At 36.9% G+C, this 18471-nt stretch carries 21 protein-coding genes and 1 pseudogene; 11 read left to right on the forward strand and 11 right to left on the reverse strand.

Annotated features, from left to right (window positions below):
• Positions 1-6: 6 nt before the first annotated feature.
• The 5 genes from KBP46_RS09300 to KBP46_RS09320 all read right to left on the reverse strand — a co-directional run bounded on the left by KBP46_RS09300 (position 7) and on the right by KBP46_RS09320 (position 3895).
• Complete coding sequence (locus KBP46_RS09300; RefSeq protein ID WP_123278828.1) at positions 7-1371, reverse strand: CsgG/HfaB family protein; 1365 nt, start codon at positions 1369-1371, stop codon at positions 7-9.
• A gap of 24 nt (positions 1372-1395) precedes the next feature.
• Positions 1396-1806, reverse strand: a complete 411-nt coding sequence (locus KBP46_RS09305) for a curli production assembly/transport component CsgF (RefSeq protein ID WP_062675648.1) — start codon at positions 1804-1806, stop codon at positions 1396-1398.
• An 11-nt stretch (positions 1807-1817) separates the two neighbouring features.
• Entirely contained in the window at positions 1818-2552 is a 735-nt protein-coding gene (locus KBP46_RS09310) for a curli production assembly/transport protein CsgE (protein WP_253297248.1), read from the reverse strand.
• A 7-nt stretch (positions 2553-2559) separates the two neighbouring features.
• Positions 2560-2958 (reverse strand): hypothetical protein, encoded by a 399-nt coding sequence (locus tag KBP46_RS09315; protein WP_062675348.1) that lies wholly within the window; start codon positions 2956-2958, stop codon positions 2560-2562.
• A gap of 118 nt (positions 2959-3076) precedes the next feature.
• Positions 3077-3895, reverse strand: a complete 819-nt coding sequence (locus KBP46_RS09320) for an RIP homotypic interaction motif-containing protein (protein ID WP_062675349.1) — start codon at positions 3893-3895, stop codon at positions 3077-3079.
• Positions 3896-4375: 480 nt separating this feature from the next.
• Here KBP46_RS09320 and KBP46_RS09325 point away from each other — a divergent pair, with 480 nt between their 5' ends.
• The 4 genes and pseudogenes from KBP46_RS09325 (at position 4376) to murC (ending at position 7635) form a co-directional block, all read left to right on the forward strand.
• On the forward strand, positions 4376-5005 hold the full coding sequence (locus KBP46_RS09325; RefSeq protein ID WP_034697165.1) for a CoA pyrophosphatase: 630 nt from the start codon (positions 4376-4378) through the stop codon (positions 5003-5005).
• Between the two features lie 27 nt (positions 5006-5032).
• A pseudogene (locus KBP46_RS09330) lies at positions 5033-5838 on the forward strand (lysophospholipid acyltransferase family protein).
• A gap of 15 nt (positions 5839-5853) precedes the next feature.
• On the forward strand, positions 5854-6291 hold the full coding sequence (locus tag KBP46_RS09335; protein ID WP_062675351.1) for a hypothetical protein: 438 nt from the start codon (positions 5854-5856) through the stop codon (positions 6289-6291).
• 6 nt (positions 6292-6297) lie between these two features.
• Positions 6298-7635 carry a UDP-N-acetylmuramate--L-alanine ligase gene (gene murC, locus KBP46_RS09340; RefSeq protein WP_216445196.1) on the forward strand — a complete coding sequence of 446 codons (1338 nt, stop codon included), beginning with the start codon at positions 6298-6300 and terminating at the stop codon, positions 7633-7635.
• A gap of 48 nt (positions 7636-7683) precedes the next feature.
• Here the strand turns inward: murC and KBP46_RS09345 are convergent, their stop codons facing one another.
• The 4 genes from KBP46_RS09345 to KBP46_RS09360 all read right to left on the reverse strand — a co-directional run bounded on the left by KBP46_RS09345 (position 7684) and on the right by KBP46_RS09360 (position 11282).
• Positions 7684-8295, reverse strand: a complete 612-nt coding sequence (locus tag KBP46_RS09345; protein ID WP_216445197.1) for a hypothetical protein — start codon at positions 8293-8295, stop codon at positions 7684-7686.
• Between the two features lie 93 nt (positions 8296-8388).
• Positions 8389-9447 carry a nitronate monooxygenase family protein gene (locus tag KBP46_RS09350; RefSeq protein WP_216445198.1) on the reverse strand — a complete coding sequence of 353 codons (1059 nt, stop codon included), beginning with the start codon at positions 9445-9447 and terminating at the stop codon, positions 8389-8391.
• A 153-nt stretch (positions 9448-9600) separates the two neighbouring features.
• A complete protein-coding gene (locus KBP46_RS09355; RefSeq protein ID WP_216445199.1) occupies positions 9601-10305 on the reverse strand; it encodes a DNA alkylation repair protein in 705 nt (234 codons plus the stop codon).
• Between the two features lie 101 nt (positions 10306-10406).
• Positions 10407-11282 (reverse strand): aldo/keto reductase, encoded by an 876-nt coding sequence (locus KBP46_RS09360; protein WP_216445200.1) that lies wholly within the window; start codon positions 11280-11282, stop codon positions 10407-10409.
• A 284-nt stretch (positions 11283-11566) separates the two neighbouring features.
• Between KBP46_RS09360 and KBP46_RS09365 the strand changes: the two genes are divergently transcribed.
• Both KBP46_RS09365 and KBP46_RS09370 read left to right on the forward strand, forming a co-directional pair.
• The gene (locus KBP46_RS09365; protein ID WP_062675357.1) at positions 11567-12001 is read left to right on the forward strand and encodes a GNAT family N-acetyltransferase; all 435 of its coding nucleotides are present in this window, start codon (positions 11567-11569) and stop codon (positions 11999-12001) included.
• Positions 12002-12469: an N-acetyltransferase gene (locus KBP46_RS09370; protein ID WP_062675358.1), complete on the forward strand. Its 468-nt coding sequence runs from the start codon at positions 12002-12004 to the stop codon at positions 12467-12469.
• Here KBP46_RS09370 and KBP46_RS09375 read toward each other — a convergent pair.
• Together KBP46_RS09375 and KBP46_RS09380 are read right to left on the reverse strand one after the other, a co-directional pair.
• Positions 12446-13342, reverse strand: a complete 897-nt coding sequence (locus tag KBP46_RS09375; RefSeq protein ID WP_062675359.1) for a LysR family transcriptional regulator — start codon at positions 13340-13342, stop codon at positions 12446-12448. The genes KBP46_RS09370 and KBP46_RS09375 overlap by 24 nt on opposite strands.
• Before the next feature lie 40 nt (positions 13343-13382).
• Complete coding sequence (locus KBP46_RS09380) at positions 13383-14129, reverse strand: metallophosphoesterase (protein WP_216445201.1); 747 nt, start codon at positions 14127-14129, stop codon at positions 13383-13385.
• 464 nt (positions 14130-14593) lie between these two features.
• Between KBP46_RS09380 and KBP46_RS09385 the strand changes: the two genes are divergently transcribed.
• The 5 genes from KBP46_RS09385 (at position 14594) to KBP46_RS09405 (ending at position 18284) form a co-directional block, all read left to right on the forward strand.
• Positions 14594-15211, forward strand: coding sequence for an NAD(P)H-dependent oxidoreductase (locus tag KBP46_RS09385; protein ID WP_216445202.1), 618 nt, complete (start codon positions 14594-14596; stop codon positions 15209-15211).
• The gene (locus tag KBP46_RS09390; RefSeq protein ID WP_216445203.1) at positions 15208-16092 is read left to right on the forward strand and encodes an NAD-dependent epimerase/dehydratase family protein; all 885 of its coding nucleotides are present in this window, start codon (positions 15208-15210) and stop codon (positions 16090-16092) included. Before KBP46_RS09385 ends, KBP46_RS09390 begins: the two co-directional genes overlap by 4 nt.
• A 1-nt stretch (position 16093) precedes the next feature.
• The gene (locus KBP46_RS09395) at positions 16094-16381 is read left to right on the forward strand and encodes a putative quinol monooxygenase (RefSeq protein WP_062675651.1); all 288 of its coding nucleotides are present in this window, start codon (positions 16094-16096) and stop codon (positions 16379-16381) included.
• A gap of 80 nt (positions 16382-16461) precedes the next feature.
• Entirely contained in the window at positions 16462-17136 is a 675-nt protein-coding gene (locus KBP46_RS09400) for a type 1 glutamine amidotransferase domain-containing protein (protein ID WP_123278993.1), read from the forward strand.
• A gap of 164 nt (positions 17137-17300) precedes the next feature.
• The gene (locus KBP46_RS09405) at positions 17301-18284 is read left to right on the forward strand and encodes an aldo/keto reductase (RefSeq protein ID WP_216445205.1); all 984 of its coding nucleotides are present in this window, start codon (positions 17301-17303) and stop codon (positions 18282-18284) included.
• Positions 18285-18471: the final 187 nt, after the last annotated feature.

Here is an 18471-nt window from a genome sequence, read left to right on the forward strand (position 1 = left end):
ATGTTTTTATTTGTTTCCGAAGTAAAAGTTGATTCCTATTCCCAAGCGCAAAGCCTGATCTTTTCTTTTCCCATTAACAAGGCCTTCCCAGTCGTCTTTGAAGCCAAGATCATATTGGGCTGAGGCTCTCAGCGAAAAATTCTTGCTGATCATATATTCCAGCCCGCCACCAAACTGTGCTTTATATTGAGGTTTATATTTTGAATACAACGCTCCTGCTCCACCATACACAAATGGACTGAATCTGTATTTCGGAAAAAGGATGTATTCCAGATTCACTTCAGGACCATAGTAGTTTCTTTTCACAATATTTGAATTTTCAAGCGTAAAGTAGCTTGCGTTCAGTTCCATATTCAGATAAGGAGTAAGGAAATATTTAAGCCCTATTTTTCCACCAACATTCATTTTAGGACCTACGTAGTCATCTTTAACTTTCTGTCCTTCAACGTTGGCAAATATGGATACTTTCTGTCTGTAATCCTGCGGATATCTGCCTCCAACAACTCTGTCATTATTTTGCTCCTGCTCTCTGTTATATTCATTAATTAAGCTTTGATATCCTCCATTCTCATCTATTGCCTTCCCCCATATTTTATCTCTGATTCCTTCAACAATCAGGGCTTTTACTGCTTTTTCTATTGCTTCTGTTACAGCGAGCTGAACAGGTTCGTTTTGAGTCAGACCTACCTCAGCTTCCAGTAATCTTTCAGTATCAATATATCTGAAAAAACTTCCGTTAACACTGGTTGAAAGAATGGTTTTAGAAGTATAAACCGTTTTAAGAATTTCTCCGTTAAGTGTAGAGACAGCGCGGAGATAGATGGTAATTCTGTCCTGGCGGTACTGTGTGGAAGCTCCGATTCCGAAATACCTTGCTCCAAGTCCTCCGGTCAGAATATTGCTGTCGTATGAGATAACGCCGCCTTCAAGAAGAATTCCGGCGTATAAAAGAGGTGGAAGTGATTGATTGTTTTTGTCTGCATCCTTGATGTATTCCTGTCTGGTGGAACGGATGATCTGTCTTTCATTGAGAAGATTAGCGATGTTTTCCCTTTCAATAGGGACAAACCATCGGCTGTCTTCTAATGCTTTGATAAGAATGGTTGTAGTTCCCTGAGGGACTGCCGTACTCCAGTTGTTTCCATTTTCGGAAGGTTTATACTGGCCGGTCTGGTCTCTGAATTTGTAGACTCCTATTACAATTTTCTCTTTGGGAAGCGGAAGATTTTTTAATTCTGCGGTGGAAGATGTAACCTCTCCCATTGTTGGTTTTTCGGGATCCGAAGGTAAACCAAATATTGAACTACAGGCCTGCAGAATGCATAGCAGGAAGGTGCAGAAAAAGATTCTGGTATAAGTGTAGGTTGTCATGGTAAGTTTATTTTTAGTGATTACCTATTTTGGAATTACGATCTCGGACTGATCGCCATTGCTGGTATCCAAAATATTGATTAAAAGTCCCTGATTAGTATTGGTAATTTGTAGATAAAGGGAACCGAAAAGATAATTTCCGGGTTTTATGTTTCCATCACCAAACTGTTCTTCAAACAGTTTTCGTGAAAGCTCACTGAGGATCTGCCTGTTAAGACTCTCAGTAAAACTATCAAGAGAGTTCACCCGATCCAGCAAATTGCTGAAATCATTTTTTTCATCAAATGGGTTTTGGGCATTAGCAGAGCTTAAAAGCCACTGGTAATTAAATGTATCTCCTCCAAAGGCTGGATTTACCGGCTTATAGACGAGCTGCTGAGCTTTTCCGTAGAAAATACCCGCAATACATGTCAAAATAATGATAAATGTTTTCATGGCGGACATTTTTAATAGATGAATTCATTTTTAATAAGATTTTTCTTAGCATTAAATTCTTTGATATATTTTAAGCTATAGCTTAATTGTTCTTTTAAATAATCCTCTGCCGGATTGGTCATAAAACTGTAAATAATTTTATCTTCCATCTGAATATTAATCTGACCACTTGTTCCACGGAGAGGAAGTTCTGTAATAGTTATTACGCTACTGCTTTTATCAGGAAGCTGACTGTACTGCATGTAAAACATATCATAAAAGTCTTTTCCTACTTTGGTTTTTGTCTCATCAATAGTAAGTCCTCTGAGTTCGTAAGCGGCATCTTCTTCTATCTTAGCTGTTTTTTTTTTGAAAAGATCGCTGTTCAGTTCAACACTGTCTTTGGCAATCAGCTTCTGGGTTTCTTCATCCCTGATATAAAGGAAAGCTTTGAGAGCATCTTTTGATTCAAGATTCACACTGATTTCCGATAATACCTTTACTTCATTGGGATTCACGGAAAATTTACCGTTCTGCTGGTTGTTTGAAAGATTTCCACTATTGCCTTTTTTTATGGAAATCAAAAGGTAATTCACTTCTTTATATACAGCAGTGTTATTGATTACGACTGCTTTCAATCTGACCTGGTTTTCAAGGACACTACTCTCTATCCTTGCGTTTACTTTCTTATCTTCCTGCCCATAAACCCATACAGACAGGAAGGTAAAAAATGTACCCAAGCTAAGGGAATATAAAAGTTTCATCATTTGTGTTTTAATAGTTTCTCATGAAAACTGTCTTATTATCTCCCTTTACATTAATCTGAATTCCATCCGAAATACTGTTGCTTCCTGTAACATCAATAATATTATTGTTTCCCTGTGCAGTAATGGCAGCTTTTGTTTCTTTATCTGTAAATGAATTGATAAAATATAGGGTATTGAAATCTCCCAGCTGTCTTACTATAATATTCGTTCGGGTATTTAGGGAAAGTTCGGCATTGTTATAGTCTCCTATCTGGATGATATCGGATCCATAAGAACTCTGATCTGTCTGTTGTCTGGCTATAAGATTAAAGATTGTATTGCTGTTGACCTTATCCCAGTCTATTTCCTGTGCATGTATTGGCAACATTATGAAAAGAGCCAAAACACTCCATTTTAAGTTAAACATAGCCTTAGTATTAAAATTACATGATAGCAAAACGGAGAAAACCGAAGGGTTAAAAAAGGAGAAACACTGCAGTTTCTCCTTTACAATTTCTAAGATTTACAGTATCTTGTTATAGGGCTTAATTTGACTGATTTACAATCATTGAGTTTCCATTACCCATCTGAGTTCCTACATGAACATGGCCAAGACCGCTCTGAGCTACCCAGGTAAAGTTACCATTACCCATCTGAAGATCAAGAGCTGTGTTGGAATCTCCTATCTGGAACTGATAAAGCTGGTTAGCATTACCTATCTGTACTCCTGCAGAAGTGTTGTCATCTCCTACCTGTACTGAGGCCGCAATATTACCATTTCCTGCTTGAATATGAGTGGCACTGTTGTCATCACCATCCTGATACTGAACAAGAACATTATTAGCTCCTATCTGAAGTCCGCTGGCATCATTTCTTCTTCCCAGCTGAACCTGATAAGCGTCATTCCCAATACCCACCTGAATAGCAGAAGCATCATTTCTTCTTCCGTCCTGATATTGGAAAACATAGTTTCCTAATCCAATCTGTACTGAAGAAGCATCATTTCTTCTTCCGATCTGAGTTTGTTCTGTAGAGTTAAGTACTCCTAATTGCCAAGTTGAAGCAGAGTTTCTGTTACCCATCTGTAACACTTCATTTGAGTTTCCAATACCCATCTGATCTACATCTACAGAGTTTCTGTTTCCGATACTTTTTGCATTATTGACATTTAAAATTCCTACCTGGTCAATATCTGCAGTATTACGATTCCCTGTCTGTGTAAGAGAATTGATGTTCAAAAGACCAGTCTGGTCTACTGTAGCAACATTTAAGTTTCCTGTTTGAGTAGTCACATCAATATTGAATTGTGCGAATCCGAAACTCATTGCGAATAGTGTAAGTACACCTGTAAGTAAATTTTTCATCTTAGTAAAAATTAATTGGTTAATAGTAAGGCAAAGGTAGCTTCCCCGTCAAAATGAAAAACCACCATCAAAGTGTAAATTTTGAAAATCACTGTTTCCAGTTGGACAAGTCATTATTTACCGTTACGGAAAAACACCATCACAACATATTGATTTACAGCAAAATCCATCAATAGTGAATATTAATATTTATGCAAGGATGATTTCTTCTAAGCAAGCCCGATTTTTTATCTATTCAAAACATCACAATTCAGGGTTTTACGCTATTTCTTACCCAATCCTTTCAAATTTATTTTATCCACCGAAAATCAATTTTATATTAGAAATTCAAGACTGAAAGTGAAATAGATTGCATTTTATCATTCATGATATCTTATTAGGTTTAATAAGTAAATATTTCTGGCTACGATGCGGTCTTTCTCATAGGTTAATTAATGTTAAGGCACTTATTTCTTCAAGATATATTGCTAAATTTGAGCTATGGAAAATTTTGGAAAAGATTTATTAAGAAAAATAAAAAGCGTGGAACTTCCCGGTGAACACGCCCATGGAGTATTCTCGCCTCCCTACCGTCCCGTTTTTACTTATGATGAAGTATTGTCAAAGAATCCCAAATTTGCGGCAGTCAATATTGTTTTATATCTGAAAGACAACGAATGGTATTTTCCATTGATTCAAAGAACGATTAATGAGCACGACAGACATAGCGGGCAGATATCACTGCCTGGAGGAAAGCGTGAGGAAATGGACAGAGATTTTGCAGAAACCGCAGTTCGTGAAACCTCTGAAGAAATCGGAATAGATAAACATTATGTAAGGATCATCAGAGAAATGTCTCCTATCTATATCCCGCCAAGCAATTTTTATGTGTATCCCTATATCTCTTATACCAAAAAGAATCCTGCTTTTGTTCTTCAACAGACTGAAGCTGTGGAAACCATAGAATTTCCCATCACTTCCTTTTTAAACCTGTCGGATACCCCGGAGATTATGGCTCTGCCAAGCGCAGGCGGACATGATGTTCCTGTCATTAATTTCAACGGATATATCATTTGGGGTGCTACAGCCATGATATTAAGTGAATTCAGTCAGTTGCTGAAAAAAATGTAACTTTGCACTACCGTGTTTAATTGAGAGATGGCGAAGAAAAATATTTTCACCGATGCATTCGGAACTCCTTATTTTTTGAAAAGGTTTATTATTTTTATTTTAGGAATTGTTTCTTACAGAAGATTCAATGGCTTTAATAAGTTAAAAATAACCGGTACAGAACACCTTGTGGATCTTCCGGACTCTAACGTACTGTTTGTATCCAACCATCAGACCTATTTTGCAGATGTGGCGGCAATGTATCATGCCTTCTGTGCTGTGAACAACGGATATTTAAATACAATAAAAACCCGATCTATCTGTTGAATCCGAAGATCGATTTTTACTATGTGGCAGCAGAAGAAACCATGAATAAAGGTATTCTTCCCAAAATTTTCAAAATTGCAGGAGCTGTAACGGTAAAAAGAACATGGAGATCTGAAGGGAAAAATGTCAACAGAATGGTAGACATGAGCGAGGTAGATAATATTATGAAAGCATTGGACAATGGCTGGGTAGCTACTTTCCCTCAAGGAACTACATCGGCTTTTGCACAGGGACGAAGAGGAACTGCCAAACTGGTAAAAAATCAGCGTCCTATTGTAATTCCAATCAAAATAAACGGATTCAGAAGAGCTTTTGATAAAAAAGGACTCCGCGTAAAGGTAACCGGTGTAAAACCTACGATGGAATTCAAAGCTCCTTTGGATATTGATTATGATAATGAAAAAGCACCGGAAATTTTATTGAAAATTATGACTGCTATTGAGCAGACAGAAGATTTCAATCTATTACACAGTTATGATGAAGAACTTAAAGCTAAAAAATTAGAACAAAAGGACTCAAATAATTAAAGTAAATTAAAAATTATGAACAAAATACTTGGAATCCTATTCGCAATCATAGTATTAGTTTCATGCAACAGCCAAAAGGTATATTCGGATTTTGACATCAGCTATTCGAAAAGCGGAGGTGTTGCTCCTATTTATGAAAATCTTCTTATCAAAGGAAATAATGTACACTACTCTTTTGAAGGACAGGGAAAGAAATACAAACAGGATTTTAAAATTTCTGATGAAGATTTAAAGAAACTGGATCAGGTTCTTTCTCAGAATAATTTCAGAAGAATACAGGAAGACCGTAAAAAATTGTACGACAATATTTCAACGTCCATCAACGTCAAGAAAGGTCCCAATGAAGGCAGTAAAACGGATGCCAGTATGATCATTCCGAATTACAAGACCAACTGGAACAATATTCTTGAAGCTTTTCAGCAGATCATTAATACTAATGTTAAAAAACAGTAAATACAATTGAAAACCCACTTCATTGCCATTGGCGGAAGCGCCATGCATAATCTCGCCATCGCATTAAAAGACAAAGGATATCAGGTGACAGGTTCTGATGACGCTATTTTTGAGCCTTCAAAGTCCCGATTGGAAAAGAAAGGAATTCTGCCTCAGGAAATGGGCTGGTTCCCGGAAAAGATCACTTCGGATATTGATGCAGTCATTCTTGGGATGCATGCACACCAGGATAATCCTGAGCTGGCAAGAGCAAAAGAACTGGGCTTGAAAATATATTCTTATCCTGAATTCCTGTACGAACAGTCTAAAAATAAGACAAGAGTTGTCATTGCAGGATCACATGGTAAAACAACCATTACTTCAATGATTCTCCATGTTCTGAATTTCCATCAGAAAGATGTGGATTTCATGGTAGGCGCCCAGCTTGAAGGTTTCGACTGTATGGTAAAACTGACTCAGGATAATGATTTCATGGTTTTGGAAGGTGACGAGTATCTTTCATCTCCTATTGATCTTCGTTCGAAATTTTTATTGTATCAACCCAATATCGCTTTAATGAGTGGTATTGCATGGGATCATATCAATGTATTCAAAACATTTGATGATTATATTGAGCAGTTCAGAAAGTTTGTGGCAAGCATTACAGCAGGCGGCGTTCTGGTATATAACGAAGAAGATCCGGAAGTCGTAAAAGTAGTGGAAAATGCAGAAAACTATTTCAGAAAGATCCCTTACAGAACTCCTGAATACGAAATCAATAATGGTAAAGTATATTTAAAAACGGAAATGGGAGATGTTCCTCTTTCTGTTTTTGGAGCACACAACCTGCTGAACCTTGAAGGAGCAAGACATATCTGCCAGCAGTTGGGAATTATGGATGAAGATTTCTATGAGGCAATCATGAGTTTCAAAGGCGCATCCAAGCGTCTTGAAAAAGTGGAAAGAGAAGATAAAGGAATTCTTTACAAAGATTTTGCTCATGCACCAAGTAAGGTGAAAGCAGCTGTAAAAGCCTTCGCAGAGCAATTTAAAAAGGATAAGAAATATGGATTCCTGGAGCTTCATACCTATTCAAGCTTAAATCCTGCTTTCCTTGAACAGTATGACCACGCCATGGATGGTTTGGAGGAAGCCATTGTTTTTTATTCTGAAGACGCATTGAAGATCAAGAGAATGGAACCTATTTCTCCTGAGTTTATCAAAGAAAAATTCAGGAATGAAAATCTAAGGGTTTTCACCAATGCTGAAGATCTTCATACCTACTGGAATACATTAGATAAAACGGATGGTGTTTATCTGATGATGAGTTCCGGAAATTTTGGCGGATTAGATTTAACAAAATAAATAAAAAGCTTCAGAGTATATCTGAAGCTTTTTTATGGTAGTTTATTTTTAATCGATCAACTTTTTATTATTGGTCAGTTCGATACTTTTTATAGAACCTACCGGTGCTATTTTTATCGTTTTATTTCCTTGAGCCAGATAAATATAATACATGCTGTTGGATCCTATAAGATGTACCTGATCAGAGCTTTCATCACTGTAGTTTAATTTATAGTCATATTTAAGCTTGTTCTCCTTTATCTTCCTGGTGAGCCCAAGACCCTCTCCCCATCCTATCCCTACAAAAAAAGACAGTAACATCATGGCAAGAAATCTCACAAACATATTGGTAAAATGATTCTCAATAGCTTCTTTAGTCATCGTTTTATGTTCTTTAAGAGAAGCCATTTTTAAAGCCCATTTTTTATCTCTATTGGCCTGTTTTGACAAAAAAGAGGGAAAAGCAAATGAAAATACAACTATAATAATGAGGGCAATCAGTATTACCGGGTGAGCCGTTAGAGTAGCTATCGGGCTTATCAAAATATCCATTATCGTTGAATATTTCAGAATATTAATCCCTATCTGATAATAGAATACACTCTCTTTTAATATTCCCATTATGACGAGGAAAAGATATCCGAACGGAAGAGATCTCTGAATTCCTTCTGAGTATTTCATGGATGTTTTTATTGGTTTAGTTTTATATTGGTTCAGATCAATACTATTGATGTACGAAAATATAAAATTATCATCAAATTAAAACATACAGATTTATTTTTCACATTCTTTGATCAGATTTCTCAAAACTTCCTCTGTAGATTCTTCACTGTACCGATGAATGGACTGCCCTACCCATATTCCTACAAATTCAGGATTTTGTAGAGCTTTAGCTGCTTTTCTCAGGGCATTCGTAAGTTTGTTCTGATAAGGATAAGGTAAAATATATTCTGAGTTTTCAACTGTTTCTATAAACTGATTTTTCACTCCTCTGGCATACCTTCCGGAGAAACTTTTCGTTAAAACAATTTCGTCTTCTGTTACTTTTTTCAATCGTTCTTTTTCAAAAGGCAAAAGAGCACTTTCCTGAGAAGTTAATAGAAGATTTCCAACCTGAAAACCTTGCGCACCTAAGTCTTTCACAGCCTTTAATGTTCTTGCTCCGTAAATTCCTCCTGCATAGATTAAAGGAACATTTACCTGATCAAAGATCTGCGATAGTAAAGATAAACCTCCGATCTGCGGAATATTTTCTGCTTCAAAACTTCCTCTGTGTCCTCCAGCTTCTATTCCCTGAACACAGATGATATCAATACCGGATTTCTCAAGAAATAAAGCTTCCTTCACAGAAGTACATGTTCCGATAAGGGTAACACCATTTTCCTTTAATTTCTGAATACTCTGATCCTCCAGATTTCCAAAAGTAAAACTTAATATTTTACAATTTTCTTCAATGATAGCATCCACCTGTTCACGATAACCGTTGACACTGATTTCTTCAAGATCCGGAAGGTGCACTTCAATACTATTGTCTTTAGCCAGCTGCTCAATAAATTGCTTTGTTTTACTATACTTTTCTCTTAAAGCATCTGTCACTTCAGGAATGTGATGAACAAATATATTGGCAGCAAACGGTTTATCAGTCAGTTTTCTTGTTTCCCTGATTAATTCCACAGACTGGTCTGCAGAAAGGTCAGCCAGCGCCAAAGATCCGAGACAGCCTGCTTTTGTAGCTGCTAATGCCATCTGTACCGTGCTCACTCCAAACATTGGAGCCTGAATTACAGGATATTCTATACCTAGTTTTTTACTGATTGTATCCGGCCAAAACATAAGAATTATTTTTTATTAAAATGTACGAAGAACAAAGCATTAGTTTTTGTTCCAAGGTATGATATTGCTCACTATTTATTCAAAGTTCAAGGTTCAATGTTTAGAGTTTAAGGTTGTTGATCAACTTCTATTCTATATTAAATGAATAAAGATTTACTTTTTCTTCCTGAGTTCTTTGTAGAACAATTTTAATTCCGGTTCCAGTTTTTCTGTTGCGTAAGAAAATGTAACGGCAGACATTGTTTTTACATAAGCAGTGAGAAAACCGTGTAATTTCTTTTTGTCTTTTTTTCCGGCTTCCCGAATCCAGCTTCCTACAGCTTTATTCACAAACTCGTTTGGATCGTGAACAAGAATTTCCGCTATGGCAAAAGTGTCTGCTACCTCATTTTTCCGAATAAATGCATGAGTGCTTACGATGGCTGTTCTTCTTTCCCATGGACTGTCGGAATCAGCAAGTTTGTATAAAATGTCTCTCGGTTTATCAATAAGATATTCTCCAATAATACTTCTGGCAGCTCTGTCTACAAAATCCCAGTTATTCAAACGGTCATGGCGGTTGAGATAGAGATCAAAAAGGGCTTTCTTATGGTCTTCAGACGTTTTTTTACTTCTCGCCTGGAAATCCATGATGCTTACCGCTCCCATTCTTACCTCATAAAAATCACTGTCAAGAAGCTTATTGATTTCCTCCAGAGACATCTCCGAAAATTCTTTAGCCGTAGAAAAAACATCTCCGAATTTCGTCCCGAAACTCTTAGTAATACCATCATTTCCTTTGAAAAACTTTTCAGCTTTATTAAGCTCTTTTTCATTCTTAAATAATGCGAGTGTTTCTATGAATTCTTTTGCAGTCATGGTTATATTGATTTAAAAATCCCGCAGATCTCACAATAGCTCAGATTCGTAGATCTGTAAATTTGTGAAAGCTGCGGGATGTATTTTTTATAAATTCCAGATTAAATATCCGCTACGGAATTTAACATTTTTTGCTCCCATTCAGGATCTTTAGGATCAAAAAATAATCTTTTCCCAGTATCTAAAGAACGGACAACATTCATTTCATCTTCTGTCAGTTCAAAATCAAATACATTAAAGTTTTCTTCAATTCTTGAAGGGGTTACAGATTTTGGAATCACGACAAATCCTTCCTGTAAGTGCCATCTCAAAATTACCTGAGCTACTGTTTTTCCATATTTTTCTGCAATAGCTTTCAGATCAGGATTGCTTAAAAGATTTGCATTACCGTTTCCTAACGGGCTCCAAGGTTGAGTTACGATATTATTTTCTCTGTCATACACCTGCAGTTCTTTCTGCTGAAATACAGGATGCAGTTCAATCTGATTGATAACCGGTAAAACAGTTGAGTTAGCTTTCAATTCCTCCAGTTTTTCTACTGTAAAATTGCATACTCCAATCGCTTTGATTTTTCCTTCGTGGTATAATTCTTCCAAAGCTTTCCATGTAGCCAGAAAATCTCCGTATGGCCAGTGGATAAGATACATATCAAGATAATCCATCTGTAATCTGTCCAATGTTCTCTGAAAAGCACTTTTCGCCTTTTCGTATCCATGATCCTGAACCCATACTTTGGAGGTGATAAACAGTTCTTCCCTGTTTACACCACTATTTTTCACAGCAGCACCTACCGCGGTTTCATTCTGATAAATAGCAGCAGTATCAATCATTCTATATCCCGTCTGAATGGCTTTAATTACCGCATTTTCACACTCCTTCAGATCTTCCATCTGCCATACTCCGAATCCTAAAGCCGGGATATCCACTCCGTTATTTAATGTTACCACAGGTTGTCCTGTATAGGTTTTCTTTTGCATAAATCTTTATTTTAGTTATTAATATAAAGTGATAAACAAATTTGCAATAAAAAATTGAAAATACAGCCTACCAATTTTACTGTTCCTGTTAAAAAATTGTCATTTAATGAGGTTTGTTTAAACTACCCCCGTCTTTTTGCTTTGCAAAAATCCACCCCTTCAAAGAAGGGGAATGAGTGGTCGATAAAACGGCTATGTCTACTTCTGACTTCCAGCCTCAAAATCCACCCTTCATCTAGCATCTCACCTGCATTTTACCTATTTTTGTCTAAAATTTAGAAATCATGTCACAACATATCAGATTGGCTACAGCAGAGGATTATCCGGCAATTATGGAAATATGGGAATCAGCAGTAAAAGCAACTCACGATTTTCTTGCTGAAGAGGATTTCAATTATTTCAAGGAAGCCATTCCAAGAGACTACCTTCCTCATCTGGAAGTGTATTTAATTACTGAAGATAATGAATCTAAAGGGTTTGCTTCTGTAGCAGACGGTAATCTGGAAATGCTTTTCATTCATAATGACACGCGTGGAAAAGGGTACGGTAAAAAACTTTATCAGTTTATGAAAGAGAAAACCGGACTGACGAAAGTAGATGTCAACGAACAAAATCCCCAAGCCATTGGGTTTTATGAAAAAATGGGATTCAAAAAGGTCGGAAGATCTGAGAAAGATGGTTCAGGAAAGGATTATCCACTTATTCATATGAGTCTGTAAATGGAAAATTTCACTTTCAATCTATTGCATTCTGATTCGGAGATTCCTTATCATCTCCTGTTGTTGGCTGATGAAACCCAGGAAGCAATTAATCAATACATTTTCAATTCTGATATCTATCTTCTGCATGACGGTACTGAAAGCATTGCGGTAATGGCATTGTACAGAAAAAGCAATACTGAACTGGAAATTAAAAATGTTGCCGTCATTGAAAGCTACCGAAGCAAAGGCATCGGAAGTATTCTGATGAATAAAGCAAAAGAAATTGCGAAAGAAAATCATTATAAAACACTGACTGTTGGAACATCGGATACCGGTGTCCAACAGATCAGATTTTATGAGAAAAACGGTTTCACTAAAAGTGGAATCCTGAAAAATTTTTTTATTGAAAACTATCCGGCTCCTATTTATGAAAACGGTTTACAGATGAAAGATATGGTTTTATTAAGCCATCACCTTGCGGAATAAGCCTTTGATATGTTCTATTTCGGTTTGATAATTGGTTTTCTTACGACAACCGAAATACAGGGTATTTTCAAACTTTTTCTTTCCTTCCCAGATCAGCTGAATATTACCGCTTGCAATATCATTTCTGCATAGAAAGTCAGGAACAACGGCTAACCCAGTTCCTCCTTTGAGGCAACGGATGATTGAGTTCATGTTGGGAACGATATAATTAGGACGAAAATTCGGTTTATGACCAAAATTCAATATCCAGTACTGGAAAAGATGTTCCATATCACCAGTGGTTCCGTACCATTTTTCGTTTTTCAGCCACTCCTCTATCTGTTCGGCATCTTTTGTTTTCAACACTTTATTGAAAGCTGTTTTATCCACATCCTTCCCTCCAACCAGAATGATCTGCTCGGAAGAGAATGCTTCATGTTCGATATTGGGTGAAGATCCTTTTTTGGGAGTGATGATCAGATCGAGGATTCCCTTATCCAGTTGGTCCAGCATTTCGGGGTATTCTCCGAAACTGATAATCAGATTAAAAGGCAATGAAGAAACATATTGCTCCAAAGTGGTCTGAAAAGTCTCAAAGCACATCCCGACACTGATGGTTGGAGTATGCTTCTCTGTAGATTTTTGAAAATTTTTCTCTACATCTTCGAGTTTGGTAATAGGTTCGGCAACTGCATTAAACAATACTTTTCCTCTTTCTGTCGGAATCATTTTTCGACCTGTTCTGTCGAATAGTTTGTATCCAACATAAGCTTCCAATGAGCTTAAGTGAAGGCTCACTCCCGGCTGTGATATAAACAGAGCATCGGCAGCACCTGTCAATGTCCCGGTTTTATAGATCGCCTTAAAAGTACGATACCATTCTAAATTAACCATGACTTAATTATTAATATTATAATACAAAATTACAAAATAATTATAATATTGATACGTTTTCATTTTCCAGGAATGACGCATAATAATCGGGAATCCCGCTTTCCCTTATCTGGCGGGCAGTTTCATCAATCGGGTAAGACAGCTGAATAATTTCAGGAGTAATTTTTTCTTCATCTAATGTAAGAATAAGGTAAGAAGCCAGTCTGTTTTCTTCTTTAGAACGCCCCACGGAACCACAATTGACAGCCCAGGTATTATTTTCAAACTGTTTTTTAAATGATAAATGGGTGTGCCCCATCACTATGAGATCAGCGTCCGCATTCTTCAGCATTGATGTAAAAACCTCATAACTCTCAGATTCGTATAAATAGGTATCATTACTTTCAAGACTGGAATGAACCAGCTGGATGTTCCAGTGCTTTTTACCTGTTTTGTAATTTAACTTTAAGTGGAAAGGCAACCCGGAAAGAAATTTTTTATTCGGTTCTGTAATATGTTTTTTAGAATGATCTATCGCAATGAATCTGGCAGTGGTTTCTTCTTCTGAATGCTTAGACAAAGGAACTACAGGAATATCAAAGGCAATTCTTTCGTCATGATTTCCCATCAGGCAGGGAATGTTCAGACTTCTTATTTTTTCTATCACTTCATTGCCCCAGGGTGCAAAATCAACCAGATCTCCCAAGCAGAATCTCTGACTGATTCCTCTTTGCTCTATATCCTTCAACACAACTTCCAATGCAGGAAGATTTCCATGCACATCACTAAAAACAGCTATCTGTATCATTGTCCTTCAATTTGTTAGACAAATTTACCTGTCAGAAAATAATTCCGGTTCAGAGATGATATGATATTTTACCATGAAAGGGGAAATTGTCAATCGTCAATTTTTGCTTCGCAAAGTCAATAGTGAATGATTAACTGCTGATTAGAAATACCTGTATATACAAACAAATCAGCTGCACTCAATCCCGAACCACGTATCCAAAACGCGTAAAAAGTTCACAAGCGAAGCGGATTGATTCTTCGCCAGTCACGATCAACAAACCTCACATCTCGTACCCGGACCACGTACCCCAAAACGTGTAAAAAATTCATAAGCGAAGCGTATTGACCATTGACCATTCACATATATAACCTTAAATCTCTCAAACTATAATTTAAATAATACTTTCCTATAATTTATATTATTTTTATTATACAATCATCTGATCTAACTTTGCAGAGTAAAATTCAAACAATCATAAAAAAATGAAAAAAGTACTAATCATCAACGGAGGACAGAATTTCGGACATTCCGGGGGAAAATATAATCAGACTATCGCAGACAATACACTAGCCGTTCTTAAAGAATTTGATAATGTAGAAGTAAAGATAACCAATGTAAGTGAAAATTACGACAAAAATGAAGAAGTGGAGAAATTTGTCTGGGCAGACTACATTATTTATCACACTCCAATCTGGTGGTTCCAATTGCCTAACGGATTGAAAAAGTATATTGACGAAGTGTTCACAGCAGGTCACGCTAAAGGAATTTATATGAGCGACGGAAGAAATGCTGAAAATCCGGAAATCAACTATGGTACAGGAGGAATGCTAGGAGGAAGAAAATATATGTTGACTACAAGCTGGAACGCTCCTGCAACTGCTTTCACTCTTCCCGGAGAATTTTTCAGTGAAAAAAGTGTGGATGAAGGACCATTATTTGGTTTCCACAGAATGAATGCCTTTGTTTCGATGGAAAAAATGGAAAGCTTCCACTTCCACGATGTGGAGAAAAACGCCAATATAGAACGCGATATGAAGCTTTACAGAGAACATGTGAGAAATATTTTTGAAAAAGAATTAAGATCTGAACTGGTATCATGAAAAAAATACTGATCACAGGTGTTACCGGCTATATAGGCGGAACTATCGCAAAAAAACTCCTCGACAGGAATTATGAAGTGACAGGACTGGTTCGTAATGAAACCCACGTACAGGAACTGGAATCATTAGGAATCAAAACCATTGTGGGAAATATTCATGATGAAGATCTTATCAGAACAGCAGTTTCCGATGCAGATGCAGTTATTCATAATGCAGATTCAGCAGATGATGCGTATGCAGCAGATAACTTTATCAAAGCTCTGGAAGGAAGTCAGAAAACCTTTATATTCACTTCAGGCTCTGCCATTTTTGGAGGAAAGGAGAATGGTAAAAAAAGTGACTTTATCTTCACAGAAGATTTCCCTTTGCAGCCAAGACTGGAAATGGCATCTAGAGTATTGATCAACAATTACGTCCTGCAATCTGCCAGCAAAGGCATACGAAGTATTGTTATTGTTCCTACCATGGTTTACGGAGAAGGCCTTGGAATAAAAAAAGACAGCATTCAGGTTCCGGCTCTTATCAACTTTTCTAAGGAGAAAGGGCATGGTGTTTATTTTGGTGAAGGTGAAAACATCTGGTCCAATTTACATATTGAAGATCTCGCAGATCTGTATGTACTCGCATTGGAAAAAGCAAAAGGAGGCTCTATCTATTATGCAGAAAACGGTTCATCTTCTCTGAAAAACATTGCAGAAAATATCAGTAAAAAATATAACTTACAATCAGCTAAATCATTAAGCATACAGGATGCGGTTGACAAATTTGGTCCTGCAGGAGGTTATTTCGGTTTTGCATCCAACAGCAGATGCAGTTCAGATAAAGCCAAAGCAGAACTGGATTGGAAACCTATTTATAATTCAATTGAAAATTTTATTTAATATGAAAATTCATCTTACAGCCATTATAAAATCCAAAGCAGAACATCAGGCAGAAGTACTGGAAGTTCTTCAGAATATGGTAAAAGAAACAAGAAAAGAAGAAGCATGTGAACTTTACAACCTTCATCAGGGAATTGAAAACAAAAATGAATTTGTTTTCTACGAAATCTGGAAAAGCGAGGAAGGGTTGGCACAACACAACCAACAGCCTTACATTCAGGCCTTCGGAGCTTTGGTCGAGGAGAAACTTCAGGAAAAACCACAGATTTATATCACCAATCTTATTTAACAATGAAAAAATTAGCGTTTTTAATGCTTGCGATCTTTACGATAGGATTCATACAAGCACAAACCAAAAAATCAAAGAATATGAAAAAGAAAATTTTATTCGTCGTTACCAGCCATGATAAAAAAGGCAGTACCGGTGAAGATACAGGATATTACCTGGGTGAAGTTTCTCACCCTTGGGAAGTTCTTCACAAAGCAGGATATGAAATCGACTTTGTAAGCCCGAAAGGCGGAACACCTCCGGTAGACGGCTTCGATTTAAAAGATCCTGTCAACAAAGAATTCTGGGAGAACAAGGAATATAAAAATAAGATTGACCATTCCATGACGCCGTCACAAGTGAATCCGAAAGAATACTCAACAATCTTTTATGCAGGTGGACACGGAGCAATGTGGGATTTTGCAGACAATAAGGAACTGGCAGATATTGCTTCCAAAATTTATGAAAACGGAGGCATTGTTGCCGGAGTATGTCATGGTCCTGCAGGTTTGGTGAATATCAAGCTTAATAATGGGAAATATCTTGTAGATGGTAAGAAAATCAATGCTTTTACCAATGAAGAGGAATCTGAAGTAAAATTAACGAACGTTGTTCCATTCTTACTGGAAGATAAACTGAAAGAAAGAGGAGCAAAATTTGAAAAATCAGGGCTTTGGCAAAATCATGTGGTAACAGATCAGAGAGTAATCACAGGACAGAATCCACAGTCTGCAAAAAGCGTTGGAGAAGCTATCGTAAAAGAACTAAAAAAATAACAGACAATTTTTAACCACAAAAGCCATAAAAGTTTCAGACACTTAAGTTCTTAGAAGTGTCACTATTGAAACAGCGAGAATTCCCCTCCTCCGGAGGGGTGGCGAAAATTCAAAGAATTTTTGACGGGGTGGTATAACACAACAACAATTTTAAAACAAACAAAATGGAATACAGAAAATTAGGAAACACCGATTTAGAATTATCAGCAATCACACACGGAGCTTTTGCCATCGGTGGAAACATGTGGGGCGGTAATGAAAAACAGGATTCCATCAATTCTATTCACGCTTCATTGGATCATGGAGTAACTTCTATTGATACCGCACCATTCTACGGTTTCGGACTGAGTGAAGAAATGATCGGTGAAGCTATCAAAGGAAAAGACCGTTCAAAAATTCAGCTTTTAACAAAATTCGGATTGGTATGGGACGGAAGCAACAACGGAAAAGGAGAATTTTTCTTTGATGCAGAAGATGAAGGAAAAACTCTTCCGGTTTATAAGCTGGCTTCAAAAGAAAACATTATCAAAGAAGTTGAAGAGAGCTTAAAAAGATTGGGAACAGACTATATTGATCTTTTACAGCTTCACTGGCCGGACAGCACAACGCCTATCTCTGAAACTATGGAAGCGATGGAATTATTAATCCAGCAAGGAAAAATCCGTACTGCAGGAGTAAGCAACTACAGTGTAGCTCAAATGGAAGAAGCCAAGAGAACTTTACTACTTGCCAGCAACCAGGTTTCTTACAGCATGCTGAACCGTGCTATTGAAAACGATCTTGTCCCTTATTCTTTAGAAAATAATACAGGAATTATTGTGTACAGCCCAATGGAAAGAGGTCTTTTAACAGGTAAATATTTCAAAGAAAACCAATTAAAAGAAAACGACCATAGAAACGGATATTTCTCTCAGTTTGATCTGAATAAAGTGAAAATTTTCTTAGAAAAAATAGAACCTATTGCACAGGAAAAAGGAGCAACGCTTTCTCAACTGGTATTAAAATGGACAACGCTTCAGCCAGCAATCACAGTCGTATTAGCAGGAGCAAGAAATGCACAGCAAGCCATCGAAAACGCAAAAGCAATGTCTATTGACCTTTCACAGGAAGAATTGAACTTTATCAATTCTGCTTTGAGCGAAATATAATATAAAGCTGGAAGAAGGAGGCTGGAAGATGGAAGTTATTGATGTCGGATAACCAATAGATTGGTTTACGATTGAACTTCAACTGTCATTCCGACGAAGGAGGAATCTCTTTGTTACATGCAGAAAAGTGCATAGAAACCACCTAATTATCAATACACTAATAGAACTTCCCTCTCCCAGCTTTCTG

The sequence above is a fragment of the Chryseobacterium sp. PCH239 genome (assembly GCF_018924625.1).
GTDB lineage: Bacteria > Bacteroidota > Bacteroidia > Flavobacteriales > Weeksellaceae > Chryseobacterium > Chryseobacterium cucumeris.

Excerpts from the sequence above, each read along its gene's own strand:
- KBP46_RS09335 (WP_062675351.1), top strand. The coding sequence starts at position 5,854 with ATGAACAAAATACTTGGAATCCTATTCGCAATCATAGTATTAGTTTCA.
- KBP46_RS09395 (WP_062675651.1), top strand. The coding sequence starts at position 16,094 with ATGAAAATTCATCTTACAGCCATTATAAAATCCAAAGCAGAACATCAG.
- KBP46_RS09315 (WP_062675348.1), bottom strand. The coding sequence starts at position 2,958 with ATGTTTAACTTAAAATGGAGTGTTTTGGCTCTTTTCATAATGTTGCCA.
- KBP46_RS09370 (WP_062675358.1), top strand. The coding sequence starts at position 12,002 with ATGGAAAATTTCACTTTCAATCTATTGCATTCTGATTCGGAGATTCCT.
- KBP46_RS09305 (WP_062675648.1), bottom strand. The coding sequence starts at position 1,806 with ATGAAAACATTTATCATTATTTTGACATGTATTGCGGGTATTTTCTAC.
- KBP46_RS09375 (WP_062675359.1), bottom strand. The coding sequence starts at position 13,342 with ATGGTTAATTTAGAATGGTATCGTACTTTTAAGGCGATCTATAAAACC.
- KBP46_RS09360 (WP_216445200.1), bottom strand. The coding sequence starts at position 11,282 with ATGCAAAAGAAAACCTATACAGGACAACCTGTGGTAACATTAAATAAC.
- KBP46_RS09385 (WP_216445202.1), top strand. The coding sequence starts at position 14,594 with ATGAAAAAAGTACTAATCATCAACGGAGGACAGAATTTCGGACATTCC.
- KBP46_RS09390 (WP_216445203.1), top strand. The coding sequence starts at position 15,208 with ATGAAAAAAATACTGATCACAGGTGTTACCGGCTATATAGGCGGAACT.
- KBP46_RS09350 (WP_216445198.1), bottom strand. The coding sequence starts at position 9,447 with ATGTTTTGGCCGGATACAATCAGTAAAAAACTAGGTATAGAATATCCT.
- KBP46_RS09300 (WP_123278828.1), bottom strand. The coding sequence starts at position 1,371 with ATGACAACCTACACTTATACCAGAATCTTTTTCTGCACCTTCCTGCTA.
- KBP46_RS09405 (WP_216445205.1), top strand. The coding sequence starts at position 17,301 with ATGGAATACAGAAAATTAGGAAACACCGATTTAGAATTATCAGCAATC.
- KBP46_RS09345 (WP_216445197.1), bottom strand. The coding sequence starts at position 8,295 with ATGAAATACTCAGAAGGAATTCAGAGATCTCTTCCGTTCGGATATCTT.
- KBP46_RS09365 (WP_062675357.1), top strand. The coding sequence starts at position 11,567 with ATGTCACAACATATCAGATTGGCTACAGCAGAGGATTATCCGGCAATT.
- KBP46_RS09320 (WP_062675349.1), bottom strand. The coding sequence starts at position 3,895 with ATGAAAAATTTACTTACAGGTGTACTTACACTATTCGCAATGAGTTTC.
- KBP46_RS09355 (WP_216445199.1), bottom strand. The coding sequence starts at position 10,305 with ATGACTGCAAAAGAATTCATAGAAACACTCGCATTATTTAAGAATGAA.
- KBP46_RS09400 (WP_123278993.1), top strand. The coding sequence starts at position 16,462 with ATGAAAAAGAAAATTTTATTCGTCGTTACCAGCCATGATAAAAAAGGC.
- KBP46_RS09310 (WP_253297248.1), bottom strand. The coding sequence starts at position 2,552 with ATGATGAAACTTTTATATTCCCTTAGCTTGGGTACATTTTTTACCTTC.
- KBP46_RS09325 (WP_034697165.1), top strand. The coding sequence starts at position 4,376 with ATGGAAAATTTTGGAAAAGATTTATTAAGAAAAATAAAAAGCGTGGAA.
- KBP46_RS09380 (WP_216445201.1), bottom strand. The coding sequence starts at position 14,129 with ATGATACAGATAGCTGTTTTTAGTGATGTGCATGGAAATCTTCCTGCA.